The organism is Halopseudomonas litoralis (assembly GCF_900105005.1).
Taxonomy (GTDB): Bacteria; Pseudomonadota; Gammaproteobacteria; order Pseudomonadales; family Pseudomonadaceae; genus Halopseudomonas; species Halopseudomonas litoralis.
Genome location: NZ_LT629748.1, coordinates 3622682 through 3644753, shown reverse-complemented (window position 1 = coordinate 3644753; position 22072 = coordinate 3622682). Strand labels below are relative to the sequence as shown.

The 22072-nt window shown below is 53.1% G+C and carries 20 protein-coding genes, 2 pseudogenes and 2 other annotated features; of the genes and pseudogenes, 12 read left to right on the top strand and 10 right to left on the bottom strand.

Annotation, left to right across the window (positions count from 1 at the left end):
• Positions 1-22 precede the first annotated feature (22 nt).
• A protein-coding gene (locus tag BLU11_RS17415; RefSeq protein ID WP_407920211.1) for an IS3 family transposase occupies positions 23-1575 on the bottom strand; the annotation gives its coding sequence in 2 pieces (ribosomal slippage) (positions 23-1122 and positions 1122-1575; 1554 coding nt in all).
• 152 nt (positions 1576-1727) lie between these two features.
• Here BLU11_RS17415 and BLU11_RS17410 point away from each other — a divergent pair.
• The 5 genes from BLU11_RS17410 to BLU11_RS17390 all read left to right on the top strand — a co-directional run bounded on the left by BLU11_RS17410 (position 1728) and on the right by BLU11_RS17390 (position 6772).
• Positions 1728-1979, top strand: a complete 252-nt coding sequence (locus tag BLU11_RS17410) for a site-specific integrase (RefSeq protein WP_197674221.1) — start codon at positions 1728-1730, stop codon at positions 1977-1979.
• A complete protein-coding gene (locus BLU11_RS17405; RefSeq protein ID WP_090275528.1) occupies positions 1972-3702 on the top strand; it encodes a hypothetical protein in 1731 nt (576 codons plus the stop codon). The genes BLU11_RS17410 and BLU11_RS17405 overlap by 8 nt, the downstream gene beginning before the upstream one ends.
• The gene (locus BLU11_RS17400) at positions 3699-5732 is read left to right on the top strand and encodes a site-specific integrase (protein ID WP_090275526.1); all 2034 of its coding nucleotides are present in this window, start codon (positions 3699-3701) and stop codon (positions 5730-5732) included. Before BLU11_RS17405 ends, BLU11_RS17400 begins: the two co-directional genes overlap by 4 nt.
• Positions 5713-6165: a hypothetical protein gene (locus BLU11_RS17395; protein WP_090275523.1), complete on the top strand. Its 453-nt coding sequence runs from the start codon at positions 5713-5715 to the stop codon at positions 6163-6165. The genes BLU11_RS17400 and BLU11_RS17395 overlap by 20 nt, the downstream gene beginning before the upstream one ends.
• A gap of 124 nt (positions 6166-6289) precedes the next feature.
• Positions 6290-6772, top strand: a complete 483-nt coding sequence (locus tag BLU11_RS17390) for a phospholipase D-like domain-containing protein (protein WP_090275520.1) — start codon at positions 6290-6292, stop codon at positions 6770-6772.
• A 236-nt stretch (positions 6773-7008) separates the two neighbouring features.
• Here the strand turns inward: BLU11_RS17390 and BLU11_RS17385 are convergent, their stop codons facing one another.
• The 4 genes and pseudogenes from BLU11_RS17385 to BLU11_RS17370 all read right to left on the bottom strand — a co-directional run bounded on the left by BLU11_RS17385 (position 7009) and on the right by BLU11_RS17370 (position 11053).
• On the bottom strand, positions 7009-7269 hold the full coding sequence (locus BLU11_RS17385) for a BPSL0761 family protein (protein WP_090275518.1): 261 nt from the start codon (positions 7267-7269) through the stop codon (positions 7009-7011).
• 272 nt (positions 7270-7541) lie between these two features.
• A pseudogene (locus tag BLU11_RS19850) lies at positions 7542-7713 on the bottom strand (diguanylate cyclase); the annotation flags it as partial.
• A 24-nt stretch (positions 7714-7737) separates the two neighbouring features.
• A protein-coding gene (locus tag BLU11_RS17375) for an IS3 family transposase (RefSeq protein WP_090272669.1) occupies positions 7738-8951 on the bottom strand; the annotation gives its coding sequence in 2 pieces (ribosomal slippage) (positions 7738-8675 and positions 8675-8951; 1215 coding nt in all).
• Positions 8566-8682: a sequence feature (AL1L pseudoknot), on the bottom strand. It overlaps the preceding gene by 117 nt.
• A gap of 770 nt (positions 8952-9721) precedes the next feature.
• Positions 9722-11053 carry an aminotransferase-like domain-containing protein gene (locus BLU11_RS17370; RefSeq protein WP_090275512.1) on the bottom strand — a complete coding sequence of 444 codons (1332 nt, stop codon included), beginning with the start codon at positions 11051-11053 and terminating at the stop codon, positions 9722-9724.
• Positions 11054-11138: 85 nt separating this feature from the next.
• Between BLU11_RS17370 and BLU11_RS17365 the strand changes: the two genes are divergently transcribed.
• The 4 genes from BLU11_RS17365 (at position 11139) to BLU11_RS17350 (ending at position 15885) form a co-directional block, all read left to right on the top strand.
• Complete coding sequence (locus tag BLU11_RS17365; RefSeq protein WP_090275510.1) at positions 11139-12035, top strand: DMT family transporter; 897 nt, start codon at positions 11139-11141, stop codon at positions 12033-12035.
• A gap of 379 nt (positions 12036-12414) precedes the next feature.
• Positions 12415-12708 (top strand): hypothetical protein, encoded by a 294-nt coding sequence (locus BLU11_RS17360; protein WP_090275508.1) that lies wholly within the window; start codon positions 12415-12417, stop codon positions 12706-12708.
• 14 nt (positions 12709-12722) lie between these two features.
• Entirely contained in the window at positions 12723-14480 is a 1758-nt protein-coding gene (locus tag BLU11_RS17355; RefSeq protein ID WP_090275506.1) for an ATP-dependent nuclease, read from the top strand.
• Complete coding sequence (locus BLU11_RS17350; RefSeq protein ID WP_090275504.1) at positions 14473-15885, top strand: UvrD-helicase domain-containing protein; 1413 nt, start codon at positions 14473-14475, stop codon at positions 15883-15885. Before BLU11_RS17355 ends, BLU11_RS17350 begins: the two co-directional genes overlap by 8 nt.
• 435 nt (positions 15886-16320) lie before the next feature.
• On the opposite strand, the gene BLU11_RS17345 is transcribed toward BLU11_RS17350, so the two are convergent.
• Entirely contained in the window at positions 16321-16563 is a 243-nt protein-coding gene (locus tag BLU11_RS17345; RefSeq protein WP_231702230.1) for a hypothetical protein, read from the bottom strand.
• Positions 16564-16614: 51 nt separating this feature from the next.
• Between BLU11_RS17345 and BLU11_RS17340 the strand changes: the two genes are divergently transcribed.
• Positions 16615-17828, top strand: a protein-coding gene (locus BLU11_RS17340) for an IS3 family transposase (protein ID WP_090272669.1) whose coding sequence is annotated in 2 segments (ribosomal slippage) — positions 16615-16891 and positions 16891-17828 — 1215 coding nt in all. Because the reading frame shifts where the segments join, the coding sequence is not laid out codon by codon here.
• Positions 16884-17000 (top strand) — a sequence feature (AL1L pseudoknot). It overlaps the preceding gene by 117 nt.
• A 1-nt stretch (position 17829) precedes the next feature.
• Here BLU11_RS17340 and BLU11_RS17335 read toward each other — a convergent pair.
• The 3 genes and pseudogenes from BLU11_RS17335 to BLU11_RS17325 form a co-directional block, all read right to left on the bottom strand.
• Positions 17830-18630 (bottom strand): PIN domain-containing protein, encoded by an 801-nt coding sequence (locus BLU11_RS17335; protein WP_231702229.1) that lies wholly within the window; start codon positions 18628-18630, stop codon positions 17830-17832.
• A 158-nt stretch (positions 18631-18788) separates the two neighbouring features.
• On the bottom strand, positions 18789-19409 hold the full coding sequence (locus tag BLU11_RS17330) for a tyrosine-type recombinase/integrase (RefSeq protein ID WP_090275502.1): 621 nt from the start codon (positions 19407-19409) through the stop codon (positions 18789-18791).
• 363 nt (positions 19410-19772) lie between these two features.
• Positions 19773-19922 (bottom strand): annotated as a pseudogene (locus BLU11_RS17325) (DUF3577 domain-containing protein); the annotation flags it as partial.
• Positions 19923-20518: 596 nt separating this feature from the next.
• Between BLU11_RS17325 and BLU11_RS17320 the strand changes: the two are divergent.
• Complete coding sequence (locus BLU11_RS17320; RefSeq protein WP_036991849.1) at positions 20519-20950, top strand: disulfide bond formation protein B; 432 nt, start codon at positions 20519-20521, stop codon at positions 20948-20950.
• Entirely contained in the window at positions 20947-21633 is a 687-nt protein-coding gene (locus BLU11_RS17315) for a DsbA family protein (RefSeq protein ID WP_036991847.1), read from the top strand. Before BLU11_RS17320 ends, BLU11_RS17315 begins: the two co-directional genes overlap by 4 nt.
• Before the next feature lie 194 nt (positions 21634-21827).
• Here the strand turns inward: BLU11_RS17315 and BLU11_RS19735 are convergent, their stop codons facing one another.
• Positions 21828-21956 (bottom strand): hypothetical protein, encoded by a 129-nt coding sequence (locus BLU11_RS19735; protein ID WP_259364921.1) that lies wholly within the window; start codon positions 21954-21956, stop codon positions 21828-21830.
• Positions 21957-22072 lie beyond the last annotated feature (116 nt).

Here is a 22072-nt window from a genome sequence, read left to right as displayed (position 1 = left end):
GTCAACAATGATGTCCGGTAACTCATGCGGCACGTCTTTCCTTTTCTAATAACTCCTCATGCAGATTGTCCGGGTTAAGCCAGACACTATCGATAGGTGTCCAGTTGCGTGTCGGGCGAGTTCTCCAGCGAGCCGGATTGGCCTGTTTCGCGGCTTCATAGACAGCAGTACGGCTGACCAGGATATCCCGGTCAAGGCCGACATGACGCTGCTCCGGCGTAACGAAGCGGATACCACTATGACGGTGCTCGGTGTTATACCAGCTCACGAAGCGCTGCACCCAGACACGGGCCTGGTCGATGTCCGCGAAGCGCTTAGCAGGATAGGCTGGACTGTATTTCAAGGTCTTGAACATCGCTTCAGAATACGGATTGTCATTGCTCACCGATGGACGGCTGAACGAGGGCACCACACCCAGTTTTTGCAGTGTTGCCAGCATGGTGGCCCCTTTCATCGGGCTGCCATTGTCCGAATGCAGCACCAGCTGATCGCGGCGTATGCCATGACGTAGGCAGGCCTTGCTGATCAGAGTCGAGGCATGTGCTGAAGCCTCATTGTGGTGGATCTCCCAACCTACGATCATACGGCTGAAGATATCCATCACCAGATACAGACGGTAGAACTCTCCCTTCACAGCGGTCGGCAGGAACGTGATATCCCATGACCAAAGCTGGTTCGGTGCCGTAGCCACCCAGGCTTGCGGCTTTTCCAGGGTGCGTGGTGCGGCAGTCCGTCCACGGCGATGCGCCTGTTCATGCTCTCGCAGAACCCGGTAGAAGCTGGACTCACTGGCAATGTAGATGCCGTGGTCAGCCAACCGAGGAACAATCTGGCTGGGAGGCAAGCTCTGATGTTCCGCGCTATTACACACAGCGAGAATCTGCTCCTTCTCCTGTGCGGTCAGGGCATGGGCGCTGCCCTTTCGGACAGCTCCTTTGCGCTGATCTAGCAGTGTCTCGCTGCGTTGCCAGCGGCGCAGCGTACGATCGGTCAGGCCGAGCACCCCACAGGCCAAGTGCTTGCGTGCACCTGCTTCTACCGCTTCGTCAATCAAGGCAATGGCCATCTGTTTCATCGGCTCGGAGATCAATCGTCCTCGCTGGTGCCCCAGATGGCCTGGGCTTTTTTTGACAGGGTCAGCAAGGCAGCCACCTCCGCCAGGGCACGCTCCTTGCGCAGCAGTTCTTTTTCAAGCTTACGGCTCTTCTTGCGCTCTGCTGTCAGCTGCGCCTTGTCAGCCGGATGGCCGCCAGCATCCATACCCTCGAAGGCCTCCTTCCAGGCCTCCAGCTGCTCTGGGTACAGACCATGCTCACGACAATAGGTCGAGCGTTCGGCCTCATTCATGGAGGCGGTCTGGATGACCGCTGCCAGCTTGGCACGGGCATCCCAACGATCCGGGCTGGACGGTTTGGCTGGCACAACAAATCCTCTGGTCTGAAACTGCTTTTTCCAAGCATACAGCGTTGGCTCCGAAACACCGATCTCTCGGCTCAGATGGGCAACACTCTGATTATAGGGCGGCATCATCTTTCTGACGGTCTGCTCTTTGAATTCCGGGTTGTAACTGGGCACTGAATAAATCCGTCCGCCCCTCAAGTATCAATGGTAAACGAGCGGACATCTATTGTGACTGAGGGGGCTACGGTAACCCTTATAACGGAGATGATAGCCGCGCAGTGAATGTAGAGATGTCTCGCCTTCGATCCGCTGGCAAAAAGGCTGGGATGAAAGTTATGCGAGGATTTCACTTCCACAGAACGCGCGCCACTTTTGCAACTGAACTCATGCGTGTGGCACTGAAGTTCATGCCGGTAGGTGATGCCATCCAGTTCGTAAAAGAAGCCTGCTTGCATCAAGATGAAAGCACAACAATGAAGTACATAAAGTTCATTGAGACTAATAAAGCAATGGCAGAGGCAGCAGATGCCTTCTCAGAGGTCTTTATGGGGCTGGCTAAAGGAAATAGTCATGCATGAATTAGACCTTACTTTTCCAGGTTTAGCCGTAGGGACTCACCAAACTCCATGGGATCTCAGAATACTTCTGCATCGTGACAGCGCAAGTATGCGGAGAAAACAGGCGATCAAAAGTATCGGTGAGGATTTAATTTGTGAGCCAGATGCTGCGCGTGCTCAAGTTGTATGTGTATTCCATGAGGCTATTTCGACCATGATAAGTCAGGGCCGCTCGCGGGCACTTATCGAATCAAGTCTGGAGGTGCTTTGGCGGTTTTTTGCATGGTCCGACAAAAACTCATTCCCTATACATCAGAATGCTTTGATCGATACTTTTAAGGAGTGGTCGGAATATCAGATATACAGGTCAAAAATAAAAAAGGAAGTGTCGGAAATCTATGCCTATAGGCAGACCTCAAAATTAGCAAACCTCATTGCAAGGGCGTTGCGGCTGTCAGGAACTAACCCCGGCGGAAACCTCTTGATGCAGACAAGGGTGAGAAAACCACGATCTAAAAAGAAAGTACTGAGCACCAATGCTGACAAGCAGAATCTCACCCAAACATATGAGTTTGGCCGTGCTTTAAAAATAGTATGCGACGCACTGGATCTTGCAACAGTCCGGGGCTCTCTTCCTATTACTATAGAACTTGAAAACAGTAAAATATTCACCGTCGCAGGTAACTTGATCAATCCGGCCCTGGACGTTGAATCTATAGAAGATAATGCGGCTAGGCGGAGTGCTAAAAAAGCACGTGCTCCGTTAGCAGACGATGAAAATATTTTTGATGTGCATAAAAGATCGGCGATCTTAAATCTAAGAATCGAGGCGGAGCTTTTAATATTTATTGCCCAAACATCCATGAATTTAGCGCAAGCATCAATGCTTGAGAAGGAAAGTTACCGCTGGAAGTCTAATGGGGATGATCTTGAAGTTTTTCGTGTATATAAAGGCAGGCGCAGTGGAGAAGCTGTTTTCCGATGTTATAGGTCATACAAAGAGCATTTAGAAAAGTATCTGCGGTGGCTCGATGAGATAGGTTTCTCTGAACATGATGCTCGTCTATTCCCCCTGCAAAGTCGGGGTATGATTAGAGCGAGAGATTCAAAAGTCGGTTGCAATACTTTAAGAAAAGCATTCAAAAAAATTGACATTCAGGTTTTTGGTCCACAGGAATTAAGAAAAACAAGAGTAAATTGGCTACTGAGGAGAAGCCGTGATGTCGGCTTGACAGCAGAGCAAGTGGCCCATGGCAAAGAAGTCCTTCTTCGCGATTATGAAAGACCACACCATCAGTCAGCGGCGTCTGAAATATTAAACTTTCATAAAGCAACAGATCCGGCCTATTCGCCGCCGGGGCCAGGTATATGCGTAGATGAAAAAAATACTCCAGAACTAATTTCTGATACAGCCAGAGAGGCACCGAAGCCTGATTGCATTAGCCCTGAAGGCTGCCTTTTCTGCGCTAAACACAGAGACATTATGAGTTTTGATTATTGCTGGAAGCTTGCATCTCACGCGAAGATAAAGAGCTTGGAAACAAATCTGTACAAGCCTTCAACCAAGCAGGAGGCTCATCCGGCATATCATCTAATTAACCGAATCAACCAGAAGCTGGATGCCATAGCATCAGGTAGCGAGATACGAGCGACGTGGGTAAAAGACTCCAGGGATTTCGTTCGTTCTGGTCGTTATCACCCCTCCTGGAACGGGCATATTCAGCTATTGGAGGTGATCGTATGAACTTGGCGTACTTCCCAGGACTACAGATTGACTCCCTATTAACCAAGACAGATGCCTTAAATTTCAAGCCTGACACCTGGCCGCCAACTAATGATTTTCCTGTTGTTATAGATACCTATGGTAATGTGGTATCGCGCTATGGCGACGTGAGGTGGGATCTTTCACCTTGGTCTGAACAGACACTCACGATTTACTTCGGAGACGGCCCTGGTCAAGGAAGAAAGGTCAGCCACCAGAACGCTTTTTTCTTACGTCAAGTCGTCGCATGGTGGCTTTGGGGGGAGTCTGCGATACGTTCTGCTAAGGCATTGGTATATAAGTTTGAAACGCTAAAACCCCTGTTTGTTGCTTGCACTGACGCCGGCGTCTTGGTTACAGATCTTCATAAATATCCAAAGGTAATCGAGTCCCTATCAAGCTATTACAAGCAGCGGTCAGATCGCTTAATTGCATGCCTTCATTCGTTGCTTATAGCAAAAGATAGTTTGGGTTTTATTATACTCGATGAGAGCGGAATGCAACTGCTCAACAGTGAGCTTGCAACCGTTGATTCTACCCAAACAGCCTATATTCCTACCAGAATTTGGTCTTACCAAGTATCACGACTCCGTGAATGCCTTGACGATTTTCGGCTCTATCAAGATAAAGTCGAGTCCTGTTATGAGTTTTGCTTATCTACATACGCTCAGAATGCCGGGGGCGATTTATCCTACGCATTCGGTGGGCTTGGCGGTGATGCGCCGTTCCTCAAGTCCCGTGTCAAAGGGGAAAGACGTTCTGGTATGGTGTTTTACGGTTCTTTTCTGGAAATTGCTAAGAAATTCGGCATATCAGACCTCTTAGACCGCTGGGTAAAATTAACCGAACAGGCCGGGGTAGGCGCACTTTCTTCCTATCTAACTCTGATAAGCAATGTTGGCTTGGCCTATTTACTTAATTTCTCGTTAATGCGAGTAGGTGAAGGGGCTAGACTTCGTGCTAATTGCTACGAAGTTGAGCGTGATCAATTAGGTGATGACATTTATACACTTAAAGGCGTTACAACCAAAACCATTGAGGACGATGATGCACGTTGGATTGTCTCGCCTACGACCGAACTTGCTGTGAAAGCCATGAGGGCGGTTGCGAAGCTAAGATTGACAGCCGCCAAAAAGAACCCTTACATACAGCTGTCAAAGGAAGATATTGAAAACCCGATTCTCCAATCGTTGCCACATGAGCCATGGAGTCCCAAGGCGCCGCTATCTCAGACAACCAAAAAGTTCAAAAAAACGCGGTCCTATGGGGACATATGGAACATCTGGCCCAAACTCTTTGATGCCAACGAGCTTACGATTACCGAGTCTGATCTTGAAATGGCAAACAGGATGACATTCGGCCTCGACCCGGAGAAATTTACGGTAGGCAAGCTCTGGCCACTGGCGTGGCATCAGTTACGTAGAACCGGCGCTGTCAATATGCTCGCAAGTGGCTTGGTCACCGAATCGGCGGTTCAATATCAACTGAAACATGCTTCTCGCGCAATGAGCCAGTATTACGGAAAAAACTACTACCGACTCAAAGAGCCATTAAACGACGAGGCTCGTGCCTACTACTTGCGTGAGATGTACCAATCAATGGTTAGGGAATTCAAAGCGCTGCAATCGGATCAATACGTATCACCGCACGGAGAGAAGCGTAAGCAGCAAATGCTTTCTGAAATCTCAGAAAAAGACCACAACCAATTGCTCAAAGCGGCAAAAAGCGGACGTATAAGCTACCGGCAGACATTTCTCGGAGGTTGCGCAAACTCAGGCCCCCCTTGTCCTCTTGGTGGGATTAGCAACATTAGTTCCTGCATGGGGTTTGGAGGTAACAGTCCTTGCCCGTCGGCTTTTCTGGATATAGCTAAACTGCCAGCGATAAAGCAGCTCAGAGACGTTGTTACTATTCAACTCCTTGATGCAACGCTAGATTCTCCTTTACATGAGTCATTGCAGGCGCAGTTAGAATCCGCAGAGCGAGCTATCAATGTCATCACAAACAGTTGAAGCAAGAAAAATCAGCAAAGCAGAGCTGAAATTCAGGGACGCCTTTGAACGCCTCAAGGCGGGTAAGCCAGACATTCTGCCAAAAGGAACACCCCTCAGTCAGAACAATGTCGCCAAAGAAGCCGGCGTAGACCCTTCTGCCCTTCGCAGAGCACGCTTTCCAGAACTGGTTGCAGACATACAGGCCTGGATCGAAGTACATAAGGACGAGGCGACCACGAAGTCGCCTAGACAGATGATGCTTGCACAAAGGTCAAGAAACCGTGATCTGAAGGAAAAGGTTGAGGCACTTGAGGAGCAGCGTGACAAAGCGCTGGGCCAGTTGCTCGATTTCCAAGCACGAATTCTTGACCTTACACTGGAGAACCATCGCCTCCGAGCGCAGCTGCCGGAGAGCAATGTTAGGTATCTCTCCGGGTCGCCAAAACTATAACCAATGACCTCTTTAAGGCCCTTTTGTACTGGAGTTACGCATAATTATGCCAACAGCCAATTCAAACGTGAGGACATTGATAGATGGATACTCAAAATAACAAGCTGTAATAGGGATACTTGAGGTGCTACTAGATAACAAAACCAGCGGTCACGTTGGGAACGAGCTAAAAAAATACTTTTCCGATGAGGCCAAGCTGTCCGTTCTGTCCAGCCTGTTCACCCTGTATGGTTTTGCCAGCCTCAAGCAAGAGCTAAAGAAATTACAGTCAGCCAAGCTTCTGCTAACCGAATGGGAAGTACCAACCCTACAGACCCTAATCGGATCTGAAGGCGAGGTGCGATTGCTGAACCAGTTGCAGCAAAAACGCATTGCGGCGGAATTTTCGCAATGGCTGACGGATAAGGCCAGCGTAAAAGCCAGTCTGTTCCGTCAGCCTGGCCAGAATATTTTTCACCTTGATTCAGGTGACGAAAGCTTTGCCGTTCACGGCAGTGCAACGTTTTCGCCAACAGGTCTTGGGGAGGTGCGTTCAAGGTTTAGGAGGACAGTCAAGCCTATATTCATGCTATGCCGCCTACAGACCGAGAGGATGAGATATATCTAGTCTAGGAGGCTAGAGGTACTTGAGTGCTTGACTGCCCGCTAAGCCAATAAAAGTGTAACTGGGGGCAATGGCGTCCCATAAGATCACCGGCGTACCGCGTCTTGGAACCGCAACGCAGCCAAACAAGAATTTGCTAAGGCCCGGCCAACCTCAAAATTAATGAGCATGGCGAGTTAACCCTGACGAGCACCTACGAATCTTTGAATGCCTACGTACTCCTGAAAGCACGCCCCATCTCAAAGCATGGATCCAAACGCTATCCTGCTGACCAGAATTGGATGCAATGGCCCATGCTTATCTGCCACTAAAGCCAGCTCTTCGCTGCAGCGCTGCTGCAGCTGACCTTCCAGTTCTATATCTTGAGCCGTGGGATAATGCCTCAACAGAGCTTTAGCCTGGCGTCGTGTTGACTCAGGAATGTCCATATCCTTGGACAACTCCTGTAAAAACTCATAGGCCTGTATCAAGCTCTGCTTACGCTCATAAGGTGTCGTCATCACGCCGTCCTCATCCTAGCTCGAAAGGCTTCCATTCAGCATACCCGCTCCAGCGTACGTATACGACCATGACGCTCAAAAACAAGCCAATAATTGCTCTCGGTAATGCCGTGAAAAACTGATTTGATAGGTAGGCCCCTCTGAAGCAGCAACCAGCTCGAAACCAAGCTTGCAATCTGACGAGTTGAGCTTGCGGTTTGCCTTCTCTTCCGCCTCGCTGACATTTGTATCAAGCGCTGAAGGCACTTCGATTGAAGTGGCCTTCAGCTGCAGCTGATTCAAAACCGCGAGGTCGTCCGGCAGATCTTCTGCTATCCGCTCTGCATAGCTCCGCAAGGTCGGTTCAGCCAGCATGAATAGCCAAGCCTGCTCATCGATCTTAGACGTTCTTCTGAGGACTCTCCCCAACACCTGCCGGTAATGAAGCTCTGAATCGTACCGGGTTTTATGGAGGCCATTTCGTTTAAGTCAGGCCGCCATGGTCTGACCGGATTGTTGCTGGTAGAAGTTTGCCTCAGCTTCTGCCGGGGGTATATACCCAATCGAGCTCAGCAACCGCTGGTGGTTGTACCAGTGAACCCATTTCAAAGTGGCGATTTCCACGGCTTCGCGACTACGCCAGGATTGCCGATAGATCAGCTCCGCTTTGTATAACCCGTTGATGGTTTCAGCCAAAGCGTTGTCATAGCTATCGCCTTTGCTGCCTACAGAGGGCTCTATGCCGGCCTCAGCGAGACGCTCGGTGTATCGGATGGAGACGTATTGGCTACCCCTGTCGCTATGGTGTATCAGGCCGTCCATGCGGCTCGGCTGTCGAGCGTGCAGCGCTTGCTCCAGGGCATCCAGAACGAAGTCTGTTCGCATGCTGTTGCTCACCCGCCAGCCAACGATACGCCGGGCAAATACATCGACCACGAAGGCGACGTAGAGCCAGCCTTGCCACGTTGAAACATAAGTAAAGTCGGACACCCATAGCTGATTGGGTCGATCCGCATGGAACTGGCGTTGGACCCTATCCAGCGGACAAATCGCGTTCTCATTCGGGATGGTGGTGCGGATCACATGACCGCGACGAACGCCCTGCAGGCCCAGTTGACGCATCAGCCGCTGTACCGTGCAGCGAGCAATATCAATGCCCTCACGCTTGAGTTGCTTCCAGACTTTCACGACGCCATAGCACTGCATATTGTCATCCCAGACTCGCTGGATTTTATCGCTCAACAGCTCGTCCTGTTTGGCACGAGCGCTTCGCAGTTCGGGTTGACGGGCTTTGGCTGCATGCACGTAATAACCGGACGGAGCGATCTGGATTACCCGACAGATCGACTCGACTCCGTAGCGGTCACGGTACTCGTCAACGAAGGCGTTCAGGGTTTGTTGCGGCGGTCGAGCTCCGCCTGGGCAAAATACGCACTGGCCAGGCGCAGAATCTCGTTCGCTTTGCGCAGTTCCCGGTTCTCGCGTTCCAGAGCCTTGATGCGTTCTCGTTCCTCGGTCGTCTGGCCGGGGCGGTGGCCAATATCAGTGCGTATCCAGCCATGCAGCGTCTGGGGGACACAGCCGATCTTGGGCGCAATGGATTCGATGGCTGCCCATTCGGAGGGGTAGTCCTTCAGGTTCTCCAGAACCATGCGCACAGCACGTTCACGGACTTCAGGGGAATAGCTATTAGATTTCTTCATGCCTCATTCTCTCAAGAGTTGAGGCCTCCACGAAACCCGGTGCGATTCAATCACACAAAACATCGGTGACGGTCTCAACTTCGATACGCCCACGAATCTTCATCGCTGCTCTCCAAAAAAGATTTTTATGAGACCCACATACTGCCCGAGACTACATCTGTCAGTTATACACGCCCTTATGCCGTTTTTATCTCTTACCCCTATTCTCGTCAAGATTGCTAACGACCCATCACAGCCGAAGCTACCCCTGAAAGTGGTTAGTGTGGACATCTACCGAAACGAACCTACCTACTCCGGTTGGAGTGGGGCGCCAATTACACCTCCTTGGATAATCAGGGTGTAATTCATCAAAACCATTGAAATAGACGACTGCAGCGGTCGTCCACTCAAACAAACTGCTCACGATCCACACCTATACAAGGCCGACCGCCGACGGAGGTTAAGGTGGGCAGATATTTGTCGGATGACCAACCTAGCCGCCCTATCTGTGATCGGCAGACAGAAACCGTCGCGAATTCTACCCATCACGGCGGCTTTGGAACCTCCCCCGATGCCCAGCACTGCTTTATTCCTACCGGTGTCTGCCACGCCAACCCACCGCGTATGAGCTTAAACGTCAGGGGAGTCACTAGCCCACCTAGCCTCGGTTTGAGAGCGTAATTGATCTGCTAGAGCCACTGTGCGAATAACTGCCTGTCACCGCAGTCGATCATCGTCGTCCGGAATCGGCCAGAAGCAGTCATTCGTATAGATCATGTTTGGCTAGGAAGTCACGAATGAAAGCCGACAACCGACGCCACCTGCTGCAGGGCGGACTCCAACGCCCGCATGTCGACCGAGCCGAGTGCCAGCCGGATCGCGTGGGGCACATGTAGCGAAATGGCGAAGGGCTCTGCCGTAGAAACGGATATCTGCTCCTGCATAAGCGCCATCGTGATCCGATCGGCGCGTGCTTCTTCAGCCAAGGGAAGCCACAGGAAGTAAGAAGACGGATGGCTCACGTAGCGAATGTCACTGAGCGTTTCTGCCGCCATTGCTTGCCGTGCCTGCGCATCCCGACGCTTTTCTATTTCCAACCTAGCAACCGTGCCGTCATCCAGCCACGCTGTGATGATAGCGGTGAGGATGCCGGGGGTATTCCAGGTGGTGGAGCGAATCGCCCGTTCCAGGCTTGCAATCAGCTGGGATGGAGCCGCGACGAAGCCAACCCGTAGCCCCGTCGCGACGCTCTTCGAAAACCCAGAGACATACACCGTGCGCTCCGGGGCCAGCTGTGTGACAGGCGGCGGGGCGGTCTCGACCAGATAGGCATAGGCTGCATCCTCGATGATCATCAGGTCATGTTTTCTGGCGATGGATACCAGGCGCTCTCGCTCGCTCAACTGCATTACCCAACCAAGAGGGTTATGTAGGGTCGGCATCGTATAGATCGCACGTACAGGCCTGCTCGTGCAGAGACGTTCCAGAGCGCCGAGGTCGGGGCCGCTTTCCGAGGAGGGTAGTGCGACAAGCTCAAGGTGCAGGGTCTTGGCTAGAACCTTGAAACCCGGATAGGTCAATGAGTCTGCAGCGATGATGTCCCCCGGCCTGAACAACCCCATCAGAGTCACTGTCAAGCCATGCTGAGCGCCATTTACGAGCAGGACGCGGGTCGGTTCGGTGACGAGGCCTCGATCCACCAGGTGGCGCGCCACCGCTGCGCGCTCATGCATCCGGCCGCCATGGGGCTGATAGCGCAGGAGGGACTCGAGGTCACCTGACAGAGCTAGTTGCCGAAGCGCCATGCGCAGGAGATCGGCCTGCCCGGGGAGGGAGGGGTAGTTGAAGTTGAGATCGATCATCCCGGCGGCGACATCCTGCTGGTCGATGCCGTGACCTTGCGGCAGGGACGTCTCGCGAACGAAAGTGCCGCGTCCTGTCTCGCCGCTCACCAGCCCCATTTTTTCGAGTTCGGCGTAAATGCGGCTGGCTGTTACCAGCGCAATTCCTTTCTGCTTCGCCAGCTCGCGGTGGGTTGGCAGTTGAGCACCGGGCGGGAGCTTGCCGGCGCGGATGTCGGCGGCAAGGGTATCGACAACGACTTTGTAGCGGAACCGTGGCATGAAGAGCGTATCCAGTACAATTTTTTGATTGTATTGCTAATCCGATTATACGCTTCTTTAACATCCCAGCAGCGAGGTACTAGTCGTGAGCGACACAATCAACTTATCCGGAGAGGTTAGCGACAAGAGAGCCAATGGCTGGATCAACGGACTTATTGGCGTGCTGATCTTCAGCGGTTCGCTGCCGGCTACTCGAGTCGCCGTTATGGAGTTTGATCCGGTATTTCTGACGGTCGCGCGCGCGACCATCGCCGGCCTGCTGGGACTGGCGCTGCTTCTGCTGTTCAGAGAGAAACGCCCGACACGTGGCCAGATTATTCCATTATCCGTAGTTGCGTTTGGGGTGGTTGTTGGATTCCCGTTGCTGACGGCGATGGCATTGCAATACGTAACCTCCGCCCACTCGATTGTCTTCCTCGGCTTGCTGCCTCTTGCCACTGCGGTTTTTGGTGTACTGCGTGGCGGTGAACGCCCACGTTTGGCCTTCTGGGTCTTTTCGATTCTGGGCAGCCTGCTGGTCGTCGGCTTTGCCGTCTCTCGAGGCCTAACTGCCTCGCCCAAGGGCGATGTTCTGATGCTGCTTGCGATAGTAGCTTGCGGGCTAGGGTATGCCGAAGGAGCCAGGCTGTCGAAAGTGCTTGGCGGCTGGCAGGTGATTTCCTGGGCTCTGGTTCTGTCGTTGCCAACCATGGCTGCGTTGACGCTGTACAATTTGCCGGCAAGCTTCAGGGGCATCTCAGTTCCCGCTTGGATCAGTCTCGCATATGTCTCCTTGTTCAGCATGCTGATCGGCTTTGTATTCTGGTATCACGGCCTGGCACAGGGCGGCATTGCGGCGGTTGGGCAGCTGCAGCTGTTGCAGCCGTTCTTCGGCCTCGCGCTAGCCGCGACTCTGCTGCACGAGAGCGTGAGCATCGGGATGCTGGGTGTGACAGTGGCCGTGATTTTTTGCGTCGCTGGGGCGAGGAAGTTCTCGAAGTAGCGATTTGCTGACTCCCAACCGGACTTCCGCTTCTGGCCTGAGTTGTGTAAAACACCCGGGACGACTTATCTGGTGAAAGCTGATCCAAAAATCGCGCCTCTACGTGAATTTTTAGTCTGTAGACTAGCTGCACTTTTTTAGAAATTACACAGCAACGCGCGTTTCGATTCATGATCGGCGTTTTAAGCACTCTAGGCCGAAACTTGACGATTGCGCCTGCCGGCTGACGGCCAGGAGCTGCCTATCACTGGTAGCCCTGGAGGGCTTGAGGAGCTTGCAAATAATATCCTTGATGCCTCAAGGGTTTTGTTCGCCGTGACTTTACGAGCCCCCTTTGATAAGTAATGATGGCCATTCGATAAAACTTTTCGGATGCATCATGGAAGGATTCTGGATCGGTGCCGTGAAATATTGTGGCATTACCGCTGTTGCGGGACTTGTTGGCTACACCATTTACCCGCAGATTATCGCCTCTCCCTACCTGAAAAACCTCACGCACACTGAGTTGTTCGCCCTGTTAGTCCTGATCGTGATCATGGTTTTCGGCCTCTGCCTGGCCTTGGTGAATGCCGGCTCCAAGAGGAGCCCCGGAAACAACTATCCACAAGGAACGTGCAAGCAGGCGGAGAAGTGTGTGATAAGACTGTTCACAAATAGATATCTGGCCATATAGCAGGAGGCCTGGGCATGGCAAGAATACGGTATGTCGAAATTCAGAACTTCCGAGGAATCAATCGGCTCAGTTGGGCTCCCTGCGAAGGTATTAATTGCCTCATCGGGCCTGGGGATAGCGGAAAGACTTCAATTCTCGATGCAATTGAAGTCTGCATGTCCGTGCGCCGCAATGTAGAGTTCTCGGACGCCGACTTCTTTGGAATGGATGTTTCCAAGCCGATCATCATAAGGGTGACGGTCGGCGCGCTCCCGGACCATCTGATGGATTTGGATAGTCTCGGTGACGTGCTGCGTGGTTTCAATGCTGCCAGCGGCTGTGTCGAAGACGAGCCTGGTGATGGTCTCGAGGTCGTTCTGACGTTTCAATTGGTAGTCGGAAGCGACCTGGATCCAAAACGAGCCTTGTACTCAAGGCGGACAGAGTCCGATCCCTACCAGCGACAACTTCAATGGAAGGAAAGAGCAATGCTTGCGCCGAGCCGTATTGGTAATCACTCGAGCACCAATCTTTCTTGGAGCAGAAGTTCTGTATTGGCGCGGTTATCGGAAGAAAAGCTTGCTGTTGGCAATGATTTGGTCTCGGCGGCAAGAGAGGCTCGGTTGGCGTTTGGGGATAAGGCTGGAGCCAACATTGGTGACATGCTTGATCTAGTCACGACTAAAGCTAGGGAGATGGGCATTGATGTTGGTGAGAAGGCCCAGGCATTGCTGGATGCGGGGGCGCTTTCCTTTTCAGACGGGGCGATTACGTTGCATTCTGATGGCGGAGTGCCCTTGCGCAACCTTGGTACAGGGTCTAGTCGCCTGTTACTGGCAGCTCTTCACCGGGAAGCTTCATCTGCAGCAAGCTGCTTGCTGGTTGATGAGGTCGAGCATGGACTTGAACCGCATCGCGTGATCAGTCTACTGCACTCTCTCGGGTCAAAAGAAACGGAGGCCCCGCTTCAGGTCTTCATGACAACACATTCTGCGGTTGCGGTGAGAGAACTCAGTGGTGACCAGATCGTTATCGTTCGTAAAGCGGACGGCGGGCAGCACCAAATGCGTTTGGTAAGTAGCGAGAACGTAATCCAGGGTGCTGCTCGTCTCTATCCGGAGGCATTCCTTGCACGAACTGTGATTGTCTGCGAAGGAGCTAGCGAGGTTGGGCTCCTTCGAGGTATTGACAGATACCGGGTGTCGAAAGGAAAGCAATCTGCATATGCAAATGCAACTGCGTTTGTCGATGCCGGAGGAAGGAGTCCGAAGCATATCTTAGAGCGTGCGCAAATTTTTGCCCAGTGGGGCTACCGAACCAAAGCGTTCTTGGATGCAGATGTGGTCATACCACAAGAGGCACGAGAGGCGGCTGAAGCTGATGGTGTCACGGTATGTACTTGGGGTGATTCCCTTGCTCTCGAAGAGGCCTTGTTCAGGTGGCTCCCTGACTATGGCGTGGACGATCTCATTAAGCTGGCGATTGAGCTCAACTCAGAGGAGTTGGTTGGCGGTGCTCTGGAAGAGGTCTCAAATAAGAAGTTCGATTTGGAGACTGCGTTAAGCCTCGTCGGCGGAGATGCCCAGTACGAAGACGAAGAGCGGGCCTTCTTGGGCAAGGCTGCTAAACTTTCAACAAAAGATTCCAAAGTTGGACCGGGTCGTAAAGGTTGGTTCAAGTCCATCAGCAAAATGGAGCTGGTGGGAGAAAGAGTGATTGGCCCTTGGATAAAGGACGCCGAGCCAGAGCTAAAACAGCCGATTTTTGCATTATTCAGGCAGTCCGATGTGTGACGCTGAATTGGACATCCTCGCGTACCGTCGCGGGAGCGTCAGCGCCCCTGCCGGATGTGGCAAGACGCAGCTCATCACCTCTGCGCTCTTACGAAGTGAAGACAGCAAGCCTGCCCTTGTGCTGACACATACCAACGCGGGGAGAGCTGCGCTCGAGCAGCGTTTGAAAAAGCTCGGCGTACGCGGCGACGCCGCTCGAGTGACAACGCTGGATAGCTGGGCCATTCGCTTGGTCCAGTGCTTTCCCCAGCGCTCGCGTCTCGCGCCGGCTGTTCTTCGGATACAAGGAAACAGCGCAAACTATGCGGCAATTCGGCAAGCAGCGTTGGGCATCCTTAAAGCCGGTCACACTGATAAGATCGTCTCAGCGACATACTCGCGGGTCATTGTGGACGAGTACCAAGATTGCGGAAGTTTGCAGCATGAGATGATTCTCGCGCTTGCTAATTTACTGCCTACGGTGGTCCTAGGTGACCCTCTTCAGGTCATCTTTGACTTTGCCGGCCCCGTTGTCGATTGGCAAAAAGATGTGGTTGCTGCTTTCCCCCGTTTGACGTGGAAGCCGGAGCCTTGGCGCTGGAAGAATGCAGATGCACCGGAGGTTGGTGATTGGCTTCTCAACTCCGTTCGTCCATCGTTGAGTCGAGCTGGTGGCTCTATTGACCTTTCCAAGGTTCCAAAAGGGGTGGAGTGGGTTCGCCTTGAAGGGTCGGCTGCCCAGATGAACGAAACACGCCTCGCCACTGCAAAGCGAAAGTTTGCAGGCACAGCTCTCATCATTGCAGACTCGAGAAACAAGGGTAGTCAGTGGCAGACCGCTCGCAGAGCCCGTGCGACAATGGTTGAAGCCAATGACATGGTGGATTTCATGAAGTTTGCTGCAGCGTTTGATCCTTCTGCTCAATTGTCTCTGGACGATGCAGTGAGCTATTTTGGTAACTTACTGTCGGGACTGTCACCAGAAAAGCTAATTGCCCGGACTCGTTCGCTACATGCAGGGAGGGCGCGGACGCACGCCAGTCGTATCGAAGAGATTGCGCTGGCTTATCTGCGAGCCCCCTCTCATCGAAGTGCCGCCGATATGCTGGATGCTTTCTACGATACCAACGGTGTTTTCGCTTTCCGGCCGGACATCGTGCGCTTGTGCTCGAAGGCGCTACGGGCAGTGAACGGGACCGTGACTTTCCACGCTGCGGCGATGCGAGAGCGAGAACGTTTTAGACATATACCTCGTACGATGCGCCCTAAGTCTGTGGGGAGCACCTTGTTGTTGAAAGGGCTTGAGGCGGACGTAGCCATCATTCTCGAACCAGAGAAGATGAATGCAAAAAATCTTTATGTTGCAATGACGCGGGGCAGCAAGCAGCTCGTTATCTGCTCAAGCTCGCCGATACTGAAATGGTAGGAATCGGCCTGCACCGAAGCCAAGCCCTGTGAATTTGCTGATCGTAACCATGTTCTTCGACGTGGCGCTGGTAATTTTCTGCGTATCACTGTTGATGGTGGGTATTGGCAGGCTTGGTTCTTTCGCGAAGCTGGCCTTGTTGTGCTCGGCGGTGGCAGGTAGGTGCCGGGTGTGCTGGAGTCAAGGTTAGCCAGACGTCACTGTTTGCCCCACTGCCTTTTAAGTGTGCAGTCGTAAGCGCTGCCAAGAGGAAGTGGCAAGAGCAGGGTGACTTGAGTAGATCGGCCGCTTTTGGCCGACACCGGCCTGTCACGACCGGTAGCAGTCAACCCTTTATAGGATGGTGAAGAGGGAGCTATCCAGAGTGTTACAGACAAGCTGATTGGTCATTTACAGAGCTGTCTTGATGTCGATCCAGAGGGGGCCTCTATTGCTTCAGGTATCGAGCATGTCCCATTCATCTCCTAGTACCCAGCGGAGCGCGGATAGCTTGCCGTTGAGCATGCCCCACTCAAAATCGTCCCAAGGGCCGGTGTCCTCGTACTGATTTCTCACCCTCTCAGCAGCGGCCAACGCACCTTTCCAGATGTGTTGGTGAATCTCACCATTGGAATTACGCTCAGCTCCCTCCGGGATGAGCTTGATAGTTCCTTGCTCAATGTGGTGAGCGCGGTTCATATTGAATCGCACCGGGTTTCGTGGAGGCCTCAACTCTTGAGAGAATGAGGCATGAAGAAATCTAATAGCTATTCCCCTGAAGTCCGTGAACGTGCTGTGCGCATGGTTCTGGAGAACCTGAAGGACTACCCCTCCGAATGGGCAGCCATCGAATCCATTGCGCCCAAGATCGGCTGTGTCCCCCAGACGCTGCATGGCTGGATACGCACTGATATTGGCCACCGCCCCGGCCAGACGACCGAGGAACGAGAACGCATCAAGGCTCTGGAACGCGAGAACCGGGAACTGCGCAAAGCGAACGAGATTCTGCGCCTGGCCAGTGCGTATTTTGCCCAGGCGGAGCTCGACCGCCGCAACAAACCCTGAACGCCTTCGTTGACGAGTACCGTGACCGCTACGGAGTCGAGTCGATCTGTCGGGTAATCCAGATCGCTCCGTCCGGTTATTACGTGCATGCAGCCAAAGCCCGTCAACCCGAACTGCGAAGCGCTCGTGCCAAACAGGACGAGCTGTTGAGCGATAAAATCCAGCGAGTCTGGGATGACAATATGCAGTGCTATGGCGTCGTGAAAGTCTGGAAGCAACTCAAGCGTGAGGGCATTGATATTGCTCGCTGCACGGTACAGCGGCTGATGCGTCAACTGGGCCTGCAGGGCGTTCGTCGCGGTCATGTGATCCGCACCACCATCCCGAATGAGAACGCGATTTGTCCGCTGGATAGGGTCCAACGCCAGTTCCATGCGGATCGACCCAATCAGCTATGGGTGTCCGACTTTACTTATGTTTCAACGTGGCAAGGCTGGCTCTACGTCGCCTTCGTGGTCGATGTATTTGCCCGGCGTATCGTTGGCTGGCGGGTGAGCAACAGCATGCGAACAGACTTCGTTCTGGATGCCCTGGAGCAAGCGCTGCACGCTCGACAGCCGAGCCGCATGGACGGCCTGATACACCATAGCGACAGGGGTAGCCAATACGTCTCCATCCGATACACCGAGCGTCTCGCTGAGGCCGGCATAGAGCCCTCTGTAGGCAGCAAAGGCGATAGCTATGACAACGCTTTGGCTGAAACCATCAACGGGTTATACAAAGCGGAGCTGATCTATCGGCAATCCTGGCGTAGTCGCGAAGCCGTGGAAATCGCCACTTTGAAATGGGTTCACTGGTACAACCACCAGCGGTTGCTGAGCTCGATTGGGTATATACCCCCGGCAGAAGCTGAGGCAAACTTCTACCAGCAACAATCCGGTCAGACCATGGCGGCCTGACTTAAACGAAATGGCCTCCATAAAACCCGGTACGATTCATATGCCTGTTGTACCAAACTTTATCGACCAGCTCATCCATTGCCCCCAAGATCTCTTGCAAGCCGCGCGTCTGATCCTCCCAAGCCCAGTCGTACTCATAGTGGAGCTCTTCGAGGTCGAGCAGATCCTCTACGGCCTGGCTTGTGGCATTGTAGAAATGGGTTTGGTCATCAAAGATTTCTGCAAAATCTTCGTGAGGTAAGCGGTGGTCTTTGGCTGAAAAATCATTGACATTATGGGTGACGAACCGAAAGGAGTTGTACTCATCTGCGTGTTCTAGCCGATACTCTTGGAACGCCTCAATAAGTACCGCGTCGGCAACACTGTTTTTTTGCTTGTGGAACGGAGCCTTCTTCGCGATTGCGCGCTCAGCTGCTTTAATTTTTGCCTTATCAGTTATTGCTACAACCAAAGCTGTGTCGAATAACCTCAGGACACGCTTAACCGTGCCCTCGGTGGCTTCTGAAAGTATTGGCAGACGGTGATTCACGTCCTCCAACGTCTCAAGCGTTACGTCCTTTCCGTCGCCGCCAAACGACTCAATGACACCTTTAACCACTCTGAACTCGTTCGCGAGGCGTTTGCGTGTGGCCTCGATCACCCTGTCTTTATTTTGCTCGTACTCGGTCCGTACCAAGTCGGGCAGCAGGATCTTGATAACGCCATCCTCAACTAGATGCTCTATCGCCGTGAGCATTGGCAGCTCTGACTTCTGGGATGAAATATCAAGCCATACGCATGTATCGAGCATTACCAGATGCATTGAAGCTCCTTTGAGGATTCAGATCTCTATACTTGGCCTCGGCCAGAGACCCAGTATGGTCTGCCCCAATCAAATTGTGTGACTCGGACAGGCGCCCATTGATGCGGCAGCAATTGGCCGAATAGCGACGGGTTAGCTTCAGCCGTCGCTATTCAAGGTCAGACCTCCGTCTGCTCCGCCATTTCCAAAGCGTCATCGACCTCAATTCCCAGGTATCTGACGGTGCTTTCAAGCTTGCTGTGGCCGAGAAGAAGCTGGATCGCCCTTAGGTTCCTCGTTCTGCGGTAGATCAGAGAAGCTTTGGTGCGACGCATCGTGTGAGTGCCATACAGGGCCGGATCAAGCCCAATGGCAGCCACCCAAACTTTGACGATCCGCGCGTACTGTCTGGTGGAAAGATGATCTGAGCTATGCAACCGGCTAGGAAATAAGAAATCCTCGCTGCGTAGGTTTGCCTGCTGTATCCATTCCGCCAGCGCCACCCTGGTTTGTTCAGTGATTTCAAATTGCACCGGGTGCTGGGTTTTCTGCTGCATCACAATGGCCCGAGACGACACAAGGTCTCCATGTGCGATGTCCCGCACACGAAGCTTGGTTAAATCGCAGGCCCGCAGCTTGCTGTCGATGGCTAACTCGAATAACGCAAGATCTCGAGGTCTATCCGCTATTTGAAGCCTTACCCGGATGGACCAAATGTCTCTGAGTCGCAGCGGGGCTTTCTGCCCGACCAGCTTGCCCTTGTTCCAAGGTTGATGGCTATAGGTTTCAGTGGCTTTCATGGCTTGTCCTCCACGTGATGAAAGGCAAGGATGAACGGTGATGGAAACGGTCGCTAGCCGGCCAGGAGCGGACAGCTAGCCGGCTCGCTGCCAACCGATATGACAGGACTAAGTCAATTCTCTAGCACGCTGGATATCACCATGGCTGCAGTTAGTAACTCACTGAAAATAAAGTCAGGACTGCGTAGAACTTCTAGAGCCGCCGTTCGCCAAGATAAAAACCACCCTCTTTAGTGTCATTTTGATGGCACAATTTGTTACACGTTCCCTCCCGCGAACCGCCCCCTACATCTACACTCGAAGCATCTAAACTGATGAGGTCTTATCATGGCGAGTGGAATCTTTCATATTGATTTTCAGGCAAGCATCTGCCGATCCCTTCAGAGCGGCGACGGTCACAGCCATGAAAGGTTTTCCCTTACGCGGAGTCACCTCCCGCAGGCGATTGAGATAACCGATACCAGTGGTGTGAAGGTCAAAGTACTTGGTTTCTGAGGTTTGAGTAGCGCTCATGGCGATTCTCCGATTTCTAAACGTACTGGAAAGCGGAGACGGCTTTTCCCGGCAGGGAGAGCGTCCCCGCAGGTGGGTACAGCGGTTTTAGGTCAGGCGATGAAGCTGATTAGCAGGGGCATTCAGCACGGATGCTGGCGGCTTTTCAGAATGCGCAGCCGCTCAAAGGGTGTGGCGCTTCACAGCGCTAAGGGCTCCACGATTACCGGACGTGGACGACGTGGTACGTGATGATGATTGTCGACCTTTAAAGGTTTGTCAAGATTGCCCCCGTAGTGTCATTTTTTTAATGCGGGCGTAGTAAAACCGTGTCCGGAATCAATTGATCACTACAGACGGATGACAATGCGCAGCGTGTGCCTAGCAATTTTAACGTTGTCAATGCATAGTCTGGACTGAGCATTGACAACGGATTTAACCCAGCGGTGAGACTGGTTGCGCAGCGGGTTTCTGGTTGCTTTTCGCTTTGGGTGTGCCGTTGGGCGAAGCCTGCAACGCTTCTAAGGAGCCTTGCCGATAAGAGGAAGTATGATGTCCCGAATCAACTGGGTGGCGGATCTACCGCAAGTGTTTGTCATCTTCAAGAGCTCACCGAAATGAATGCCCAACCTTCGAGGGCGACCTGGAACCTGCTGCTAACCTGGCTGGTTGCACTGGTATCGACCCTGTCCGCGCTATTCATTGGCGAAGTGATGGGGCAAGCACCTTGCGTGCTGTGCTGGTTCCAGCGTGCATTCATGTTTCCGCTGGCAGTGATTATGGCCATAGCTTGCTACCGCTCGGATTTCACAATTTGGCGCTATGCCCTCCCGCTGACCACTATCGGTGCGGCGCTGGCATTTTTTCATACGCTACTCTATGCAGGGCTGATTCCACAGCCGATCCAGCCTTGCACAGCCACCGGCCCATCCTGCTCGGGATCCGGGATGACACTCTTCGGCGTAGTGCCACTGCCCGCAATCGCTCTATTCTCCTTTATCCTGATAGCCATTCTGCTCATTCTCATCCGTCGGAGAACAACTCTATGAATCGCCGTTCCGTGGTCCTGATCATCAGTGCCGTGATCCTGGCCGTCTTTGCTGCCGCCGCATTCTTCTATTCCTCCTCACAGTTGCAGTCGCCTCAACAGGCCGAGGCTCCCGGTTCGACAGCCCAAAAGACCGCGGCACAACCCAAACAGAGCGGCGGCCAACTTGTCCGCTCCCACTCGCCGGTATTCGGTCCGGTGCAGGCCCCAGTAACCATAGTCGAGTTCTTCGATCCTTCCTGCGAGGCATGTCGCGCCTTCCACCCTTATGTGAAGCAGATTCTCGCTGAGAATCCGGAAGATGTGCGTCTGGTATTACGCTATGTGCTGTTCCATCCGGGTTCGGAAGAAGTGGCGCGGATGCTTGAGGCGGCGCGCAAGCAAAACCTCCATGAACAGGTGCTAGAGGCTGTGCTGGAGGCCCAGCCCGGTTGGCACGACGATCCCAAGGTGGCACAGGCATGGGCTGCTGCCGAGCGCGTCGGCCTGAATCTCGAGCAGGCCCGCCAGGATATGCACGCACCTGGCGTCAACGCCGTGCTGGAAACAGATATGCAGGACGTCATGGCTGTTGGGGTTCGTGGCACCCCGACCTTTTTTGTCAATGGTCGTGCGCTCAGCGAGTTCGGCCCCGAGCCGCTGCGCCAGTTGGTGAGCAGCGAAGTAGCCAAGACATCACTATAACAATGAAACATATACTAATTCGCCAAAAAACCACCGAGCATGGTCGCTATCCTCGTAGCCCTCGGGCGGCGTGTAAACGGTCATGATCTCGTCCTTGCGCAGCACGCGGCCTCGATCTCTGCATCGATGTCAACACTGCCACGCGCATGGGTGAATAGATGTACCGCACCGCCACCGATAATGAAGACATTGAGCTAGCCTGGTGGGTTGCCGTCCAGTAGCGGCAAGGCCTGGGCGAACAGATTACCAATGGCCCGGCCCAGCGGCGTAGCTAAACGGACAGGGTCTGCGGCCCCCTCATTGGCAGTCTCGAGTAGTGTCATCTTCACTTCCACTCAGCTCATCTGGTAGTTCGATGCTGCATAGTGGAAACCTCATTCATGGCACAATGGATTCGTTTAGGCCGGGCTTCACCCGTGGCCCATTCGCCGCTTGCTCA

What these genes read in the sequence shown, in the direction of transcription:
- BLU11_RS17330 (WP_090275502.1), bottom strand. Translation starts at nt 19,409, where the DNA reads ATGAAAGCCACTGAAACCTATAGCCATCAACCTTGGAACAAGGGCAAG.
- BLU11_RS17400 (WP_090275526.1), top strand. Translation starts at nt 3,699, where the DNA reads ATGAACTTGGCGTACTTCCCAGGACTACAGATTGACTCCCTATTAACC.
- BLU11_RS17370 (WP_090275512.1), bottom strand. Translation starts at nt 11,053, where the DNA reads ATGCCACGGTTCCGCTACAAAGTCGTTGTCGATACCCTTGCCGCCGAC.
- BLU11_RS17410 (WP_197674221.1), top strand. Translation starts at nt 1,728, where the DNA reads ATGAAAGTTATGCGAGGATTTCACTTCCACAGAACGCGCGCCACTTTT.
- BLU11_RS17395 (WP_090275523.1), top strand. Translation starts at nt 5,713, where the DNA reads ATGTCATCACAAACAGTTGAAGCAAGAAAAATCAGCAAAGCAGAGCTG.
- BLU11_RS17315 (WP_036991847.1), top strand. Translation starts at nt 20,947, where the DNA reads ATGAATCGCCGTTCCGTGGTCCTGATCATCAGTGCCGTGATCCTGGCC.
- BLU11_RS17345 (WP_231702230.1), bottom strand. Translation starts at nt 16,563, where the DNA reads ATGAACCGCGCTCACCACATTGAGCAAGGAACTATCAAGCTCATCCCG.
- BLU11_RS17355 (WP_090275506.1), top strand. Translation starts at nt 12,723, where the DNA reads ATGGCAAGAATACGGTATGTCGAAATTCAGAACTTCCGAGGAATCAAT.
- BLU11_RS17350 (WP_090275504.1), top strand. Translation starts at nt 14,473, where the DNA reads ATGTGTGACGCTGAATTGGACATCCTCGCGTACCGTCGCGGGAGCGTC.
- BLU11_RS17320 (WP_036991849.1), top strand. Translation starts at nt 20,519, where the DNA reads ATGAATGCCCAACCTTCGAGGGCGACCTGGAACCTGCTGCTAACCTGG.
- BLU11_RS19735 (WP_259364921.1), bottom strand. Translation starts at nt 21,956, where the DNA reads ATGACACTACTCGAGACTGCCAATGAGGGGGCCGCAGACCCTGTCCGT.
- BLU11_RS17335 (WP_231702229.1), bottom strand. Translation starts at nt 18,630, where the DNA reads ATGCATCTGGTAATGCTCGATACATGCGTATGGCTTGATATTTCATCC.
- BLU11_RS17405 (WP_090275528.1), top strand. Translation starts at nt 1,972, where the DNA reads ATGCATGAATTAGACCTTACTTTTCCAGGTTTAGCCGTAGGGACTCAC.
- BLU11_RS17360 (WP_090275508.1), top strand. Translation starts at nt 12,415, where the DNA reads ATGGAAGGATTCTGGATCGGTGCCGTGAAATATTGTGGCATTACCGCT.
- BLU11_RS17385 (WP_090275518.1), bottom strand. Translation starts at nt 7,269, where the DNA reads ATGACGACACCTTATGAGCGTAAGCAGAGCTTGATACAGGCCTATGAG.